24 protein-coding genes are annotated in these 15905 nt (G+C 35.8%); 2 read left to right on the forward strand and 22 right to left on the reverse strand.

Annotated elements, in window-relative coordinates; translation table 11 throughout:
- Nucleotides 1-8 precede the first annotated feature (8 nt).
- From rplR to rplC, 17 genes are all read right to left on the reverse strand, one after another.
- Nucleotides 9-356, reverse strand: coding sequence for a 50S ribosomal protein L18 (gene rplR / locus OA86_RS03835; protein ID WP_039349130.1), 348 nt, complete (start codon nucleotides 354-356; stop codon nucleotides 9-11).
- A gap of 17 nt (nucleotides 357-373) precedes the next feature.
- Nucleotides 374-919: a 50S ribosomal protein L6 gene (gene rplF / locus OA86_RS03840; RefSeq protein WP_039349132.1), complete on the reverse strand. Its 546-nt coding sequence runs from the start codon at nucleotides 917-919 to the stop codon at nucleotides 374-376.
- A 17-nt stretch (nucleotides 920-936) separates the two neighbouring features.
- Nucleotides 937-1335, reverse strand: a complete 399-nt coding sequence (rpsH, locus tag OA86_RS03845; RefSeq protein WP_039349134.1) for a 30S ribosomal protein S8 — start codon at nucleotides 1333-1335, stop codon at nucleotides 937-939.
- Between the two features lie 145 nt (nucleotides 1336-1480).
- A complete protein-coding gene (rpsN, locus tag OA86_RS03850; protein WP_039349136.1) occupies nucleotides 1481-1750 on the reverse strand; it encodes a 30S ribosomal protein S14 in 270 nt (89 codons plus the stop codon).
- 3 nt (nucleotides 1751-1753) lie between these two features.
- The gene (gene rplE, locus OA86_RS03855; RefSeq protein WP_039349138.1) at nucleotides 1754-2305 is read right to left on the reverse strand and encodes a 50S ribosomal protein L5; all 552 of its coding nucleotides are present in this window, start codon (nucleotides 2303-2305) and stop codon (nucleotides 1754-1756) included.
- Nucleotides 2306-2317: 12 nt separating this feature from the next.
- On the reverse strand, nucleotides 2318-2644 hold the full coding sequence (gene rplX, locus OA86_RS03860; protein WP_039349140.1) for a 50S ribosomal protein L24: 327 nt from the start codon (nucleotides 2642-2644) through the stop codon (nucleotides 2318-2320).
- 17 nt (nucleotides 2645-2661) lie between these two features.
- Complete coding sequence (rplN, locus tag OA86_RS03865) at nucleotides 2662-3030, reverse strand: 50S ribosomal protein L14 (protein WP_039349143.1); 369 nt, start codon at nucleotides 3028-3030, stop codon at nucleotides 2662-2664.
- Nucleotides 3030-3287, reverse strand: coding sequence for a 30S ribosomal protein S17 (rpsQ, locus tag OA86_RS03870; protein ID WP_126337186.1), 258 nt, complete (start codon nucleotides 3285-3287; stop codon nucleotides 3030-3032). Before rpsQ ends, rplN begins: the two co-directional genes overlap by 1 nt.
- Before the next feature lie 11 nt (nucleotides 3288-3298).
- Nucleotides 3299-3487, reverse strand: coding sequence for a 50S ribosomal protein L29 (rpmC, locus tag OA86_RS03875; RefSeq protein WP_039349147.1), 189 nt, complete (start codon nucleotides 3485-3487; stop codon nucleotides 3299-3301).
- A gap of 11 nt (nucleotides 3488-3498) precedes the next feature.
- On the reverse strand, nucleotides 3499-3924 hold the full coding sequence (gene rplP, locus OA86_RS03880) for a 50S ribosomal protein L16 (protein ID WP_039349150.1): 426 nt from the start codon (nucleotides 3922-3924) through the stop codon (nucleotides 3499-3501).
- Nucleotides 3925-4004: 80 nt separating this feature from the next.
- Entirely contained in the window at nucleotides 4005-4760 is a 756-nt protein-coding gene (gene rpsC / locus OA86_RS03885) for a 30S ribosomal protein S3 (RefSeq protein ID WP_039349155.1), read from the reverse strand.
- Nucleotides 4761-4767: 7 nt separating this feature from the next.
- On the reverse strand, nucleotides 4768-5169 hold the full coding sequence (gene rplV, locus OA86_RS03890; protein ID WP_039349157.1) for a 50S ribosomal protein L22: 402 nt from the start codon (nucleotides 5167-5169) through the stop codon (nucleotides 4768-4770).
- 2 nt (nucleotides 5170-5171) lie between these two features.
- Nucleotides 5172-5450, reverse strand: coding sequence for a 30S ribosomal protein S19 (rpsS, locus tag OA86_RS03895; protein ID WP_039349160.1), 279 nt, complete (start codon nucleotides 5448-5450; stop codon nucleotides 5172-5174).
- Between the two features lie 2 nt (nucleotides 5451-5452).
- Complete coding sequence (rplB, locus tag OA86_RS03900) at nucleotides 5453-6274, reverse strand: 50S ribosomal protein L2 (protein WP_039349163.1); 822 nt, start codon at nucleotides 6272-6274, stop codon at nucleotides 5453-5455.
- A 51-nt stretch (nucleotides 6275-6325) separates the two neighbouring features.
- Nucleotides 6326-6616 (reverse strand): 50S ribosomal protein L23, encoded by a 291-nt coding sequence (gene rplW / locus OA86_RS03905; protein WP_039349165.1) that lies wholly within the window; start codon nucleotides 6614-6616, stop codon nucleotides 6326-6328.
- A 3-nt stretch (nucleotides 6617-6619) separates the two neighbouring features.
- Nucleotides 6620-7249 carry a 50S ribosomal protein L4 gene (rplD, locus tag OA86_RS03910; RefSeq protein WP_039349168.1) on the reverse strand — a complete coding sequence of 210 codons (630 nt, stop codon included), beginning with the start codon at nucleotides 7247-7249 and terminating at the stop codon, nucleotides 6620-6622.
- On the reverse strand, nucleotides 7240-7866 hold the full coding sequence (gene rplC / locus OA86_RS03915; RefSeq protein ID WP_039349171.1) for a 50S ribosomal protein L3: 627 nt from the start codon (nucleotides 7864-7866) through the stop codon (nucleotides 7240-7242). The genes rplD and rplC overlap by 10 nt, the downstream gene beginning before the upstream one ends.
- A gap of 185 nt (nucleotides 7867-8051) precedes the next feature.
- On the opposite strand from rplC, the gene OA86_RS03920 reads away from it, so the two are divergent.
- Together OA86_RS03920 and OA86_RS03925 are read left to right on the forward strand one after the other, a co-directional pair.
- Nucleotides 8052-9020 carry a hypothetical protein gene (locus OA86_RS03920; RefSeq protein WP_039349174.1) on the forward strand — a complete coding sequence of 323 codons (969 nt, stop codon included), beginning with the start codon at nucleotides 8052-8054 and terminating at the stop codon, nucleotides 9018-9020.
- 2 nt (nucleotides 9021-9022) lie between these two features.
- Nucleotides 9023-11719, forward strand: coding sequence for a hypothetical protein (locus tag OA86_RS03925; RefSeq protein WP_039349177.1), 2697 nt, complete (start codon nucleotides 9023-9025; stop codon nucleotides 11717-11719).
- 70 nt (nucleotides 11720-11789) lie between these two features.
- On the opposite strand, the gene OA86_RS03930 is transcribed toward OA86_RS03925, so the two are convergent.
- The 5 genes from OA86_RS03930 to rpsL form a co-directional block, all read right to left on the reverse strand.
- Nucleotides 11790-12068: a DUF1294 domain-containing protein gene (locus tag OA86_RS03930; RefSeq protein ID WP_039349181.1), complete on the reverse strand. Its 279-nt coding sequence runs from the start codon at nucleotides 12066-12068 to the stop codon at nucleotides 11790-11792.
- 412 nt (nucleotides 12069-12480) lie between these two features.
- The gene (gene rpsJ, locus OA86_RS03935; protein ID WP_039349183.1) at nucleotides 12481-12786 is read right to left on the reverse strand and encodes a 30S ribosomal protein S10; all 306 of its coding nucleotides are present in this window, start codon (nucleotides 12784-12786) and stop codon (nucleotides 12481-12483) included.
- An 18-nt stretch (nucleotides 12787-12804) separates the two neighbouring features.
- Nucleotides 12805-14922 carry an elongation factor G gene (gene fusA, locus OA86_RS03940; RefSeq protein WP_039349186.1) on the reverse strand — a complete coding sequence of 706 codons (2118 nt, stop codon included), beginning with the start codon at nucleotides 14920-14922 and terminating at the stop codon, nucleotides 12805-12807.
- A 6-nt stretch (nucleotides 14923-14928) separates the two neighbouring features.
- Entirely contained in the window at nucleotides 14929-15405 is a 477-nt protein-coding gene (gene rpsG, locus OA86_RS03945; protein WP_039349189.1) for a 30S ribosomal protein S7, read from the reverse strand.
- Between the two features lie 25 nt (nucleotides 15406-15430).
- Nucleotides 15431-15844, reverse strand: a complete 414-nt coding sequence (rpsL, locus tag OA86_RS03950; RefSeq protein WP_039349192.1) for a 30S ribosomal protein S12 — start codon at nucleotides 15842-15844, stop codon at nucleotides 15431-15433.
- Nucleotides 15845-15905: the final 61 nt, after the last annotated feature.

Consider the following 15905-nt stretch of genomic DNA (forward strand, 5'->3'; position numbering starts at 1 on the left):
TTTAATGATTAGAATTTTAGTCCGCCTTCTCTTGCACCGTCTGCTAAAGCTTTCACTCTACCATGATATACAAATCCGTTTCTGTCGAACACTATTTTTTCAATTCCTGCAGCTTTAGCTTTTTCAGCGATCGCTTTTCCAACTTCTGCAGAGATTTCTACTTTGTTTCCTTTAGCAGTCAACGCTCTTGACGAAGCTGAAGCTAAGGTTTTACCATCTTTATCGTCGATCAATTGAGCGTAAATTTCTTTATTGCTTTTGTAAACAGATAATCTTGGTAATTCAGCAGAGCCAGAGATTTTCCCTCTTACTCTTCTTTTAATTCTATTTCTTTTTTGTACTTTGCTTAGTGCCATGTTCTTAAGTTTAAAAATTAAGCAGATTTACCAGCTTTACGTCTTACAATTTCTCCAACGAATCTAACACCCTTTCCTTTATATGGTTCTGGCTTTCTGAAAGATCTGATCTTCGCAGCAACCATTCCTAATAATTGTTTGTCAAATGATGACAAGGTGATGACAGGGTTTTTACCTTTTTCGGATAAAGTTTCTACCACGATTTCTTTCGGAAGATCCAGTACGATCCCGTGAGAGAATCCTAAAGCTAATTCTAATTTGTTTCCTTGATTAGATGCTCTATATCCTACTCCTACTAATTCTAGTTTTTTAGACCAACCTTCGGAAGTTCCTAAAACCATATTATTGATTAACGCTCTGTAAAGACCGTGTAATGCTTTGTGTGATTTTGATTCAGATGGACGGTCTAAAGTTAAGATTCCGTCTTCTTGTTTTAGAGTGATCCCCTCTTCTAATTGCTGTGTAAGTTCGCCTTTCGGTCCTTTCACAGTTACCAGTCCGTTTTTCTCGGTTACAGTAACATTAGCGGGAATTTCTATAATTGCTTTACCAATTCTTGACATTTTCCTTTGATTATTTATTAATAAACATAGCAGATTACTTCTCCACCCACTTTTTCCTGACGTGCTTTTTTATCTGTCATAACTCCTCTTGAAGTTGAGATAATAGCGATACCCAATCCGTTTAATACTCTAGGCAGTTCTCCTGACCCTTTGTATTGTCTCAAACCTGGTCTAGAAGCACGTTGAATGCTTTTAATAACCGGTTTGTTGGTTGTTTTGTCGTACTTTAAAGCGATTTTGATATTTCCCTGAACAGCGCTTTCCTCGAACTTGTAGTTCAAGATAAAACCCTGGTCAAACAAAATTTTTGTAATCTCCTTTTTGATTTTCGATGCAGGAATATCCACCACTTTGTGGCCTGCGCTTTGTGCGTTCCTTACTCTGGTTAGGAAATCTGAAATTGGATCTGTTACCATTTTTCTATTTTAAATTATTGGTTTGTGATGAGCAGTTTTGATAAGAGTTTAGTAAAAATTAAAGAGAGCCAAGACCGAAGTCTGTTTTCAAAATATATTTTCACCGCAATCAAATCAACTTGATCACCTCGATTGTTCTAAATTATTACCAACTTGCTTTTTTCACTCCCGGGATAAGACCGTTGTTGGCCATTTCTCTGAAAGTTACTCTTGAAAGACCGAATGTTCTCATGTAACCTCTTGGTCTTCCAGTTAATTTACATCTGTTGTGTAGTCTTACTGGTGAAGCATCTTTCGGCAATTTTTGTAAACCAAGATAATCATTAGCTTCTTTCAAAGCTTTTCTTTTCTCAGCATATTTTGCTACCGTAGCTTCTCTTTTGCGCTCACGCGCTTTCATTGATTCTTTAGCCATCTTTTAGTTCTTTTTAAAAGGCATACCAAAATGCGTTAATAATGATTTCGCTTCTTTATCAGTTTTCGCAGAAGTTACAAAAGTAATGTCCATCCCCTGGATTTTTTTTACTTTGTCAATTACGATCTCAGGAAAAATGATCTGCTCAGTAATCCCTAAATTGTAATTTCCTCTTCCGTCGAAACCATCAGCTTTGATTCCGTTAAAATCACGGATTCGTGGTAAAGCTGAAGAATTTAATCTATCAAGAAACTCATACATTTGATTAGCTCTAAGAGTAACTCTTGCACCAATCGGCATTCCTTTTCTTAATTTAAAAGCAGCTTCATCTTTCTTAGAAATAGTTCCTACCGCTTTTTGACCGGTGATCGCTGTTAATTCTTCGATTGCATAATCAACAATTTTCTTGTCAGCAGATGCAGCACCCAAACCTTGTGATACAACGATTTTAAGTAATTTAGGAACCTGCATAACAGATTTGTACCCAAATTCTTCCATCATTGCAGGAACAATTTTCTCTTTATATTGTTGTTTTGGTCTTACTATATATTCCATCGTCTTTTATAATTATAAAGTTTCACCGGTTGATTTCGCAACTCTTACTTTTTTATCACCGTCAACCTTAGATCCTGTTTTAGTCGTCTTACCGTTTTTATCGATAAGCATTACATTTGAAATATGGATGGATGCTTCTTTCTCTACAATTCCGCCTTGTGGATTACCTGCAGATGGTTTAGTATGTTTTTTAACAATATTTAAACCTGCTATAATTACTCTAGCGTCTTTGCCTTCTTTTCTGATCACTTCAATAACTTCACCTTTTTTACCTTTAATTTCTTTTTTTCCGGTAGTGATGATTACGTTATCTCCTTTTTTGATTTTTAACTTTGTCATTTTTGTAAATTTTAAAATTAAAGCACTTCTGGAGCTAATGAAATAACTTTCATGTATTCTTTGTCTCTTAGTTCACGAGCAACGGGTCCGAAAACACGTGTTCCTCTCATTTCACCTGCAGCATTTAACAGAACACAAGCATTATCGTCGAATTTGATGTATGATCCATCTTTTCTACGTACTGCTTTTTTGGTTCTTACTACAACTGCTTTAGAAACAGTTCCTTTTTTCGCTTGTCCTTGTGGTGCAGAATCTTTGATAGTAACTACTACTTTATCACCAACTGAAGCATATCTTCTTCTAGTTCCTCCTAGAACTCTAATAACCAGTACTTCTTTGGCACCTGTGTTATCAGCAACTTTTATTCTTGATTCGGTTTGTAACATTACTTAGCTTTTTCAATGATTCGTACTAATCTCCATCTCTTACTTTTACTTAAAGGTCTTGTTTCTGTAATCATTACAGTATCACCTTCAGTACACTCGTTGTTCTCATCGTGAGCGGTATATTTTTTCGTTTTCAAAACGAATTTACCGTACATTGGGTGTTTTACTCTTGTAGTTTCACTTACAACAATGGTCTTTTCCATTTTATTGCTGGAAACAATTCCGATTCTCTCTTTTCTTAAATTTCTATCCATGATAAAAGGAAATTCTATTGTTGTTTTAGTGTTAATTCAGTTTCCAGACGTGCGATTGTTTTTCTCATGTCTCTGATTTGAATAGGATTTTCAATTGGACTGATGCTGTGAGACATTTTCATTTTATTGAAATCTGCTCTTACTTCAGTCAACTTGTTTTGAATGTCTCCTGCGCTTAGATTTTTGATGTCAGCTTTTTTCATAATAATTCAGATTATTGAGGTTGAACAAAATCATTCGCCACTACAAATCTTGTAGTTACAGGAAGTTTCTGAGCAGCAAGACGCAAAGCTTCTTTTGCTACTTCGTAAGAAACACCTCCCACTTCGAACATTATTTTACCAGGTTTCACTACAGATACCCAATATTCCACAGCACCTTTACCTTTTCCCATCCGTACTTCGGCTGGTTTTTTAGTAATCGGTTTATCTGGAAATACTTTGATCCATAACTGACCTTCTCTTTTCATATATCTCGTCGCTGCGATACGCGCTGCTTCAATTTGTCTTGCAGTGATCCAAGCTCCTTCATTCGCTTTGATCCCGAAAGTTCCGTAAGCAAGTTGACTGCCTCTGTGAGCAACCCCCTTCATTTTCATCTTGTGAACTTTACGGAATTTGGTTCTTTTTGGTTGTAACATAATTTCTTAAATTTTAGATTTTAGAATTTAGATTTTAAAAAAGTAACGGTCATTTAAAACTGTCCTCTAAAATTTTGTAATTATTTTCTATCTCTTGGTCTTCTGTCGCCTCTGTCTGGTCGGTCACCACGATCATTTCTGTCGTTACGGTCTCCTCTTCCTGCAGGTGCTCCTTTTTTCTGTTGTCCTACTAATGGCATTAAGTCACGTTTACCGTAAACCTCACCTTTCATAATCCAAACTTTCACTCCTAATTTACCGTACTGAGTTAAAGCTTCACCGATATGATAATCGATATCTGCTCTAAAAGTTGATAAAGGAATTCTACCGTCTTTGAAGTTTTCACTTCTTGCCATTTCAGCTCCATTCAATCTACCGGAGATTTGAACTTTGATTCCTTCAGCTCCCATTCTCATGGTACTTTGGATTGACATTTTAACAGCTCTTCTATAAGATATTCTGTTCTCGATTTGTTTTGCGATGCTGTCTGCAACTAAAACCGCGTCAAGTTCAGGTCTTTTGATTTCGAAAATATTGATCTGGATATCTTTATCCGTCAATTTTTTCAATTCTTCTTTCAATTTATCAACTTCCTGCCCACCTTTACCAATGATTAAACCTGGTCTAGCGGTAGTAATTGTAATTGTAACTAGTTTTAAAGTTCTTTCAATATAAATTCTTGAAATTCCTCCTTTTGATAAACGAGCTTCAAGGTATCTTCGGATTTTAAAGTCTTCAGCGAGTCTGTCACCATAATCTTTTCCGCCATACCAGTTAGAATCCCATCCTCTGATGATCCCTAATCTGTTGCCTATTGGATTTGTCTTTTGTCCCATACCTTGATTATTTAGTTTCTTTGTTACCCAAAATTAATGTAATGTGGTTCGATCTTTTTCTGATTCTATGACCTCTTCCTTGTGGAGCTGGTCTTAGTCTCTTCAATTGTCTTGCACTATCAACCATAATTTCTTTTACGATTAAATTTGCTTCTTCAATATCCGCACCTTCATTTTTCAACTGCCAGTTGGCCATTGCTGAAAGTAAAACTTTTTCTAACTTATTAGAAGCGTCTTTTTTCGAAAATTTAAGAATTGCCAAAGCTTTATCAACTTCAACTCCTCTGATAATATCAACTACTAATCTCATCTTTCTTGGGGAAGACGGGCAATCGTTATGTAAAGCTTTCGCTACATCCTGGTTTGCTATTTTACGTGCCAAAGCACTTTCTCTTTTTCTTGATCCCATGATTATCTACCTCCTTTATTTTTGTTACCACCGTGACCTCTAAAAGATCTTGTCGGAGAAAATTCGCCTAACTTGTGACCTACCATGTTTTCAGTTACATAAACAGGGATAAATGATTTCCCGTTGTGTACTGCGATAGTTTGTCCTACGAAGTCTGGAGAGATCATTGATGCTCTAGACCAAGTTTTAATTACTGTCTTTTTACTAGACTCTATATTTGCCTGAACCTTCTTATCTAAAGTGTGAGCAATGAAAGGTCCTTTTTTAAGTGATCTTGCCATAATTATTTTCTTTTAGATACGATAAATCGGTTAGACGCTTTATTTTTAGTTCTTGTTTTGTAACCTTTAGACGGTTGTCCGTTTCTAGATCTTGGGTGACCTCCAGAAGATTTACCTTCTCCACCTCCCATTGGGTGATCGACAGGGTTCATTACAACTGGTCTTGTTCTAGGTCTTCTTCCTAACCATCTGCTTCTACCCGCTTTACCAGAAACGGTAAGCTGGTGATCAGAGTTAGAAACAGATCCAATCATTGCCATACATTCAGTAAGGATCATTCTAGATTCTCCTGAAGGTAATTTAACGATTGCGTATTTACCATCTCTTGAAGTTAACTGTGCCGATGAGCCTGCACTTCTTGCCATTACTGCACCTTGACCAGGTCGCAATTCGATACAAGAAACAACAGTTCCCAAAGGAATGTTTTTCAACTTCATTGCATTACCAACATTTGGTTCTGCGGTTTCAGCAGAAATTACTGTCATTTCTACTTTGATACCGTTTGGAGCGATTATGTATCTCTTCTCTCCGTCTGTGTACTCTAGTAAAGCGATGAAAGCAGTTCTGTTTGGATCGTACTCCACAGTTTTTACCGTAGCTTCAACATCGAATTTATTTCGTTTGAAGTCGATAATTCTGTATTTTTTCTTGTGTCCACCTCCGGTGTAACGCATGGTCATTTTACCAGTATTGTTACGACCACCTGACTTACTTAGACCAACGGTTAGAGATTTCTCTGGTTTGTTGGTAGTAATTTCCTCAAAGTTATTTACAACTCTGAATCTCTGTCCCGGGGTGATAGGTTTTAATTTTCTAACAGACATTACAATTATTTATAATTAATAAAATAGTATTTATAAAGCGAAGGTTATCACCTAAGCTGTTGCGAAAATATCGATCACTTCTCCTTCTGCAAGGGTAACGATCGCTTTTTTCAATTTGCTGGTTTTACCAACCTGCAATCCTTTTTTGGTATTTTTCGAAGAAACTTTCGGAGCGTAAATCATTGTTCTTACGTCTGAAACTTTCACACCGTAAAGTACTTCTATCGCTTTTCTAACCTGGATTTTATTCGCCTTTGGATTAACCAAGAAAGAATAAGCACCTCTTAGATCAGTAAGATAGTTGGCTTTCTCTGAGATGATGGGTTTAATAATAATAGACATGATTTATTTCTTTAAATTTTCTTGAAATTTTTCGATAGCACCTTCTAAAAAGATAATCTCACCTGCATGAACTAAGTCATAAGAACTAATTTCGTTATAAGTCAAAACTTTAGTTTTCGCTAAGTTTCTTGAAGACAAATAAACATTTTTGTTCGCTTCTGGTAAGATATAAAGAGCTTTTTTACCTTCGAATCCTAATGCAGTATTCAAAGTAATAAATTCTTTGGTTTTAGGAGCATCAAAATTGAAGCTTTCTAATACCATGATAGAATTGTCTCTCATTTTTGCAGAAAGTACAGATTTTTTAGCTAATCTTTTCAAAGCTTTGTTCAGTTTGAAACGGTAATCTCTTGGTTTTGGACCGAAGATACGACCTCCACCTCTGAAAATTGGAGATTTGATATCACCATATCTTGCAGAACCTGAACCTTTTTGCTTTTTCAACTTTTTAGTTGAACCTGCAATTTCGCTTCTTTCTTTTGATTTATGTGTACCTTGACGCTGAGCGGCAAGATATTGCTTTACTTCTAAGTAAACCGCGTGTTGATTTGGCTCAATTCCGAAAATTGTTTCGTCAAGAGTTACTTTTCTTCCGGTTTCTTTTCCTGATGTATTAAGTACTACTAATTCCATTTTCTAATAATTACATAAGAATTTTTTGCTCCCGGAACAGCTCCTTTTACTACTAAAAGATTTTGTTCTTGATCCACTCTTAACACTTGAAGATTTTGTACAGTAACTTGCTTACCACCCATTCTTCCAGCCATACGCATTCCTTTGAATACTCTGGATGGATCGGAACCTGCACCAATAGAACCTGGGGCTCTTAATCGGTTGTGCTGTCCGTGAGTTGCTTGCATTACCCCCGCAAAGTTGTGTCTTTTTACAACCCCTTGGAAACCTTTACCTTTTGAAGTTCCAGTAACATCTACAAATTCGCCTTGAGCGAATAGATCTACTTTCACTTCATCTCCTACGCTTAACTTTTCTACGAAAGCATGATAGAATTCTACCAATTTAGCTTTAGGAGTAGAACCAGCCTTTTTAAAATGGCCGATTAACGCTTTACCAACGTTCTTTTCACTCTTGTCATCGAAACCAAGTTGAGCAGCTTTGTACCCATCCTTTTCTATGGTTCTGACCTGTAAAACCGAGCAAGGACCTGCTTGAATAACGGTGCACGGCATATTTTTGCCGTTTTCGTCAAACAGAGAAGTCATCCCGATTTTTTTTCCAATAATACCTGACATTATTTATATATGTTATTTATATTCACTGAATATCAATCAAGGTTGTGGTGATTTCTACGTTTGAAATAGGCGCACTTCTTCCTTAAATTGAGTGTGCAAATGTATGAAGATTTTTTGAAATGACAATATTACATGTAAAAATATTTTGATTTTTAACATATTACAATTTTTTATACTTTTATCGAATGAAATTATTCCGATTAATTTTTCTTTTCGCATTTATCCTCTCCTGCCAAAATTCTGAAAAGCATTCTTACACCTTTTACTATTGGCGCACGACCCTTTCTTTAAACAATGCTGAAAAAGAAGCGCTAAAAAAATCAGACCTTCCTTATTTATACACGCGGTTTTTCGATATTGAAAAAGTAGATGGGAAATTTCAGCCCGTTGCTGTAATTACTAAAGACGAAACCTTTAAAACAGATAAAGAAATTGTTCCCGTAGTTTTCATTAAAAATGAGGTCTTCTACGATATCACTTTAGATGAAATTAACTTTCTCGCAAAAAACGTTTCTTCTTTAATTACTAAAAAACAAAAAGAATTTGGTTTTAAAGTTTCAAGAGAAATTCAAATCGACTGCGACTGGACCGCCGGAACAAACAAAGAATATTTTGAGTTTTTAAAAGAACTGAAAGAAATTACCGGAAAAGAAATCACCTGTACGCTTCGGCTTCATCAGGTAAAAAACAGCAAGCTTTCCGGGATCCCGCCGGTTCATAAAGTTTATTTGATGTGTTACTCTACATCATCACCTTTAGAAAATTCCACAAGAAATTCAATTTTAGATTTACCAACCTTAAAAGTTTATCTGAAAAACATTGATCATTATCCTTTAGATCTAGATGTTGCTTTGCCTATTTATTCCTGGGGAATTGTCACCAACCATTTTGGGAAACACAAACTAATTAATGCACTTTCAGCAAAACATCTTGAAAACCCGAACTTTAAAAAAATCGGAAATGATAAAGTTGAGATCTTAAAAGACGGCTTTTATTTCGGGAATTATCTGAACAAAGGTTTCACGATTAAAGTTGAAGAAATCACCGACGATCAATTAAATGAAGTCAAAGCCTTTCTAAACAAAAAATTATCTGATTACACTATTGTATATTATCACTTAGATGGTAAATTTGTTAACAACCACAAATTTTAGTTATGAAAAAATTAATTCTTTCCGCTACCGTATTATTTTTAATGTCATCGAAAGTTGTGGCTTGTTCATGGTACGATCCAGACTATGAATATTTCAATTTATTTACCCAAAGCATCATTAAAGATAAAACCTACTTGCCTTTTCTGCATACTTTATCAAACAGATTTTATGGTCATGAACATTTCGAAATCCCAAGTGAAAATATAGAAAGCTGGCAGAAATTCTTTGGCAATAATTTAAGTTATGTTGAAACCCAAACTTTGGTAGAAAAAATACCGATGAATGATCTGAATTCTTTTAAGAAAGGCAATTCCGGAAATACAATCCTTTCCAAATTGGGTTCTTATCAAAAATACGCGGAAGCAATTGATTATTTAATCGAAGCCAAGTATCTGGAACCCTTCATGCGAATCAATTATGTTGAAAGTCCAGACTCTTTCTATTTTACTCCGGAGCAGAATGATAAAAATGCGACGAAGCTCGATTACGCCAAAACAGTTTCCGCTTTAACCTCGCTTTATAATGCAGCGAAAAATCCGGAAATTAAATTACGTTATGGTTATCAGTTGGTTCGGTTTAATCATTACACCAGAAATTATGAAGCTTCGACGCAGGCTTTCAAAAAATACGTAAAACCTTTACAGTTAAAAACCGCTCCATACTTTTTAGCTTTGGATCAATTAGCCGGTGCGCAACGAGGTTTGAAAATGACAGGCGAGGCGAACTGGAATTTTTTTCAGGTTTTTAAGAACAGCAAAAGCCGAAAAGAAAGCGCGTTTATTTCGATGCAATTAACCGATTCTGCTTCATTTAACAATCTGCTAAAAAGAGCGCAGACTCCGGAAGATAAAAACATGGCTTATTTTCTTTTAGGTTATGAAGATTACAGCAATCCGATTCTGATGATGGAGAAAATGTACGATAATGATCCAAATTCTGAAATCCTAAAAGTTCTCGCCGCAAGAAGTGTGAATGAACTGGAGAGAAGTTATTTGCCGATTTACTTTAACGCTCCGACAAAAGGAAATTCCAAGGCTAATTCTGCTGATCAAAAAACTTCAGATACGGTTAAGGATAAAGTTGAAATTAGCGAGGTTAGTTTTTGGCAAAAGATCAAAAATTTCTTCAACAACTTATTTTCTTCCAATAAAAACGAATCTTCACCGAAAGGTTCTGGTCAAAGTGATGATCAATTGCTTAATAATCCGAACCGAATTCCGTTTTACACGCAAAACCAGGTTTATGGCAGTGATGATAAATCAGCCAATTTTATTAATGATTTTGAAAACTTGACCTCAAAGATAAAAGAGAAATCCGCCGATGAATTCTGGCAAATTACTGATGCTTATCTTTCTTTTTTGAAGAAAGATTACGAAAAAAGCAAAGAAACTTTAGATCAGATCAAAACCACAAACCCGGAATATCTTACGCAGATTAACCGAATGAAAATGCTCAATGATATTGTATCGCAACCCGAAATCAATTCTGGTTTTGAAGATCATTTGATGAAAGATTACAAAGACTTTTTTGCCGTTAAAGTTCCTAAAAAAGAAACAGATTCTTTGGCAGAAAACTACGGATATGACGAATATTCGCAACCATCCACCAACGATTTTTTACGCGATATTTTAGCGAATCGATATTTTATTCAGGGCGATGATGCAAAATCATTTTTGATGAATAACCAGCTCTCTGATCTGCGTTATAATCCAAATTTAGACCTGACTAAAAAACTGGAAGTTTTCTGTAATAAAAAAGATAAAACGAATTTCGAGAAAGAAATTATAGCGAAGAATATAAATGAAGTGGGAAATCCGGAAGCTTTCTTTAATGTCATCTACGGAGATTTCGCAATTCGTTCTGCAGATTTTGCGAGTGCCAAAAAATATTATGAAAAGGGCGAACAATTTTCCGGGCTGCCTTTACCTGAAGGTCGATATGATTACGCAACCGACGACTATAAAAAATATACCGACGCGAGTAAATTGTATAACGGTTTCAATAATATTTCGGGATTAATTTTCGGGCACAATGTTTGGGAAAGTTATCAGAGTGATGCAGCGCAAAGTATGAAAGCGGAAGATTTCGTAAATCAGTTTCCGCAGATCAAATCAAATATGACGAAGCTTGAATTGGCTACCGCGGTTCTGGATCTGCAGAAAATTGGAAATGGAAAAGATGAAAAAGGTGCAAAAGCAAACCAACTTATTGGAAACTTATTATACAACACTTCTATCCTCGGATATTTCCGCCAGGTTTTTGTGATGGATTTTGATAATGCAAACGGTGGTAAATATTATTTCGGTACAACCGACAGTCCGTTTCAATATTATTATAAAAATTACAGCAATAATGTCTTCATTAAACCGGATAATTTTGATCTTGCCGTTAGCTTCTACAATAAAGCCTTGACAAACTCTAATGATCATGAACAGAAAGCGCGAATCCTGTTTCAAATGGCAAGTGCAGAACAGGGAAAATATTACCAGTATGAAGCGAATAATTCTCCTGAAATAAACTATGATGATCCGGATTATTCTAAGAAGCAGGAAGATTACATGAAAAATATGGCATCAACAAAAAATACTAAATACAGAACCTATTTCGCTGAGTTGAAGAAAAACTACGTACAAACTCAAACGTCAAAGGCTTTGCAAACGAGTTGTTCTTATTATGATTATTTCATGAAGAAAAACTAAACAAAAAAGGAATCAATGCGATTCCTTTTTTTATTTGAGATACGTCGGGAATTTATCGATTTCTAAGCATCTAAAAAATATTTTGATGGTTGTAAATTAAACAGATCAATAAAATCTGAAGAGCGATGACGAAGAAGATTTTGAACAGAAAACTTCGTTTTGAAATTTTATGATTGAAGACGATCATTCCTACAATTGAACCGATGGTTCCACCGAAAAAGGTCAGTATTAATAAAGTGTTTTCTGAGATCCTGTTTTGGTGTTTTCGGGCTTTGCGTTTATCAATGCCGAAAACTGCAAGGGTAAAAATCGATATTCCGAAAATATAGGCGATGAGCATTTCTTTCATTTGGTGAAAATACTGAATTTTGGTTTTGCTTTTTTCTATTTAAACTTATTTGAATAACCTTGTCAAGGTTTGGAACCTTGGCAAGGTTAAACAAACTTTGAAAAACCTGTCGGAAATAAGAGAAATATTTATTTTAGCCCCGATTGCAGCGGCATCCTTTTTTGAGGAGGAACGACGAGGAAAAGATAGAGCGGAAAGCGGGTGTAATCTTTGGAATGGAAAATAATCTGTTTGCTCCTTGAATTATAGCTCACAGATTTCACAGATCTGCGCAGATTTAAAATATCTTTTACTCAACTTTGTCAAAGATTTGGAACTTTGACAAAGTAAGAAATCCCTGATCTTTCGAAAAGGGATTTTAAATATTAGGTAGATTTTTTCAAGCAACGATGAAATCGCGTCTCTACAATCATCATACTTTAATTTCTACGTCAACTCCTGAAGGAAGTTCTAATTTCATTAACGCATCTACAGTTTTAGAAGAAGATGAATAAATATCCATCAATCTTTTGTGTGCAGAAAGTTGAAATTGCTCTCTTGCTTTTTTGTTTACGTGTGGAGATCTCAACACAGTGAAGATTCTCTTATTCGTTGGCAAAGGAATTGGGCCATTAACAATAGCGCCAGTTGCTTTTACCGTTCTTACGATCTTCTCAGCAGATTTGTCTACTAAATTGTAATCGTAAGATTTTAATTTTATTCTGATTCTTTGTGACATTTTAATCTAATTTAAATATTAACCTCTTGCTTTTTCGATTACAGCTTCAGCTACACTTTGCGGTGCTGCTTCGTATTTTTCGAATTCCATAGATGAAGTTGCTCTTCCTGAAGAAAGTGTTCTAAGAGTAGTTACATAACCAAACATTTCTGAAAGTGGAACGAATCCTTTGATTACTTTCGCGTTGTTACGGTCATCCATTCCATTGATAGTACCTCTTCTTTTGTTAAGGTCACCTACGATGTCTCCCATGTATTCTTCCGGTGTTACCACTTCAATTTTCATGATAGGTTCCATGATTACAGGTTTTGCTTTTTTACCAGCTTCACGGAAACCGATCTTCGCTGCTAATTCAAAAGATAGAGCATCTGAATCCACCGGGTGGAAAGAACCGTCTTTTAAAACAATTTTAAAGCCTTCTACTTCAAAACCTGCTAAAGGACCGTTTTTCAAACATTCTTTAAATCCTTTTTCTACAGCCGGTACAAATTCTTTTGGAACGTTACCACCTTTGATCTCATTTACAAATTCCAAACCTGGTTTGCCATCTGTAGCGGGACCAATAGTGAAAACAATATCAGCAAATTTACCACGACCACCAGATTGTTTTTTGTAAACTTCTCTATGATTGGCTTCCTGCGTAAGGTTTTCTTTGTACTCAACTTGTGGTTGACCTTGGTTAACCTCAACTTTGAATTCTCTTCTCATACGATCAACAAGAATATCTAAGTGAAGTTCACCCATTCCTGAAATGATCGTTTGACCAGAAGCCTCGTCCGTTTTAACCTGGAAAGTAGGATCTTCTTCAGCTAATTTAGCCAAAGCATTACCCATTTTATCCTGGTCAGCTTTAGTTTTTGGTTCTACCGCGATACCAATTACTGGATCTGGGAAAACCATAGATTCTAAAACGATAGGAAATTTCTCATCGCACAAAGTATCCCCTGTTTTGATAGATTTAAATCCTACTGCTGCACCAATATCTCCTGCTTCAATATATTCTACCGGATTCTGCTTGTTAGCATGCATCTGGTAAATACGTGAAATCCTCTCTTTGTTACCAGATCTTGTGTTTAAAACATAAGAACCTGCATCTAATCTTCCAGAGTATGCTCTAAAAAATGCTAATCTACCTACGAAAGGATCGGTTGCAATTTTAAAAGCCAATGCAGCGAAAGGCTCTGTAACACTAGGTTTTCTTGTAACTTCTAATTCAGTATCAGGATTTGTTCCTACGATATCATCTTTATCCATAGGAGAAGGAAGATATTTACAAACTGCATCTAACATAAACTGAACTCCTTTATTTTTAAAGGAAGAACCGCAAGTCATTGGTATAATAGATAAATCAATCGTTGCTTTTCTCAAAGCTTCGTTGATCTCTTCTTCTGAAATTGAATCCGGATCTTCGAAGAATTTCTCCATCAAAGTATCATCGTAATCTGCAACAGCTTCTACTAATTTTTCTCTGTATTCCAGAACTTCTGCTTTCATGTCTTCAGGAATTGGCACTACTTCATAAGTTGCACCCTGTCCTGCTTCATCCCAAACGATTGCTCTGTTTTTAATTAGATCTACAACACCTTTAAATGTTTCTTCAGATCCAATTGGCAAAACGATAGGAACTGCATTAGAACCTAACATTTCTTTTACCTGCTTTACAACATTTAAAAAATCTGCACCTTGACGGTCCATTTTATTTACGAAACCAAGTCTCGCTACGTTGTAATTATCAGCTAATCTCCAGTTGGTTTCAGATTGTGGCTCAACACCATCAACTGCTGAAAATAAAAACACCAAACCGTCTAAAACTCTTAAAGATCTGTTTACCTCAACCGTAAAATCTACGTGTCCAGGAGTATCGATAATGTTAAAGTGATAAGATTTAGATTCCGGAAGAACTTTTCCCTGCGTTGTTGGAAAATTCCATTCACAAGTAGTTGCTGCAGAAGTAATTGTAATACCTCGTTCTGCTTCCTGCTCCATCCAGTCCATTGTAGAAGCACCATCATGTACTTCTCCAATTTTATGATTAACTCCGGTGTAGAATAATATTCTTTCTGTAGTGGTGGTTTTCCCTGCATCAATGTGCGCAGCGATCCCGATGTTTCTTGTTAATTTAAGATCTCTTGCCATTTCAGATTAGAATTTAAAGTGTGAAAATGCTTTGTTTGCTTCAGCCATTCTATGAGTGTCTGTTTTCTTTTTGTACGCAGCACCTTCTTCTTTTGCAGCAGCGATAACTTCAGAAGCTAATTTCATAGCCATTGATTTATCATTTCTTGCAGTAGAATATTTAATTAACCATTTCATCGCCATAGAAATTTTTCTATCAGCTCTAATTGGCATAGGAATTTGGAAGTTTGCACCACCGATTCTGCGTGAACGTACTTCTACGTGTGGCATTACGTTAGTTAAAGCATCTTTCCAGATCTCCAAAGAATCTTTTTCGTTTTCTCCTTTTTTTGCTTCTACGATATCCATTGCATCATAGAATATTTTGAATGCGATTGATTTTTTACCATCAAACATCAAATTGTTTACAAATCTTGTTACCAGTTGATCATTAAATTTTGGATCAGGTAACAACGGTCTTTTTTTCGCTTTCGTCTTTCTCATTGTTTCGTTTCTTAAAAATTAATGATTACTTTTTCTTACCTTTTGCTGGTGCTGCAGCTGCCTGACCTGGTTTTGGTCTTTTGGCTCCGTACTTAGATCTTCTTTGAGTTCTTCCAGCTACACCTGCGGTGTCCAAAGCTCCACGAACAATGTGATAACGTACTCCCGGTAGGTCTTTCACCCTTCCTCCGCGTACCAATACTATCGAGTGCTCTTGAAGATTATGTCCTTCGCCGGGAATGTAGGCGTTGATCTCTTTACCGTTTGAAAGTCTTACCCTTGCAACTTTTCTAAGTGCAGAGTTAGGTTTCTTAGGAGTAGTTGTATATACTCTAGTACATACACCTCGTCTTTGTGGACATGAATCAAGGGCAGCCGATTTACTCTTCTTGGTAAGTGCGACTCTTCCTTTTCTAACTAATTGTTGAATAGTAGGCATTAAATTGCTTTTTATTTTAGGGTGCAAAAATAGGAATAATTTTTAAATCTACAATCATAAA

The organism is Kaistella jeonii, from assembly GCF_000812865.1.
Lineage (GTDB): Bacteria > Bacteroidota > Bacteroidia > Flavobacteriales > Weeksellaceae > Kaistella > Kaistella jeonii.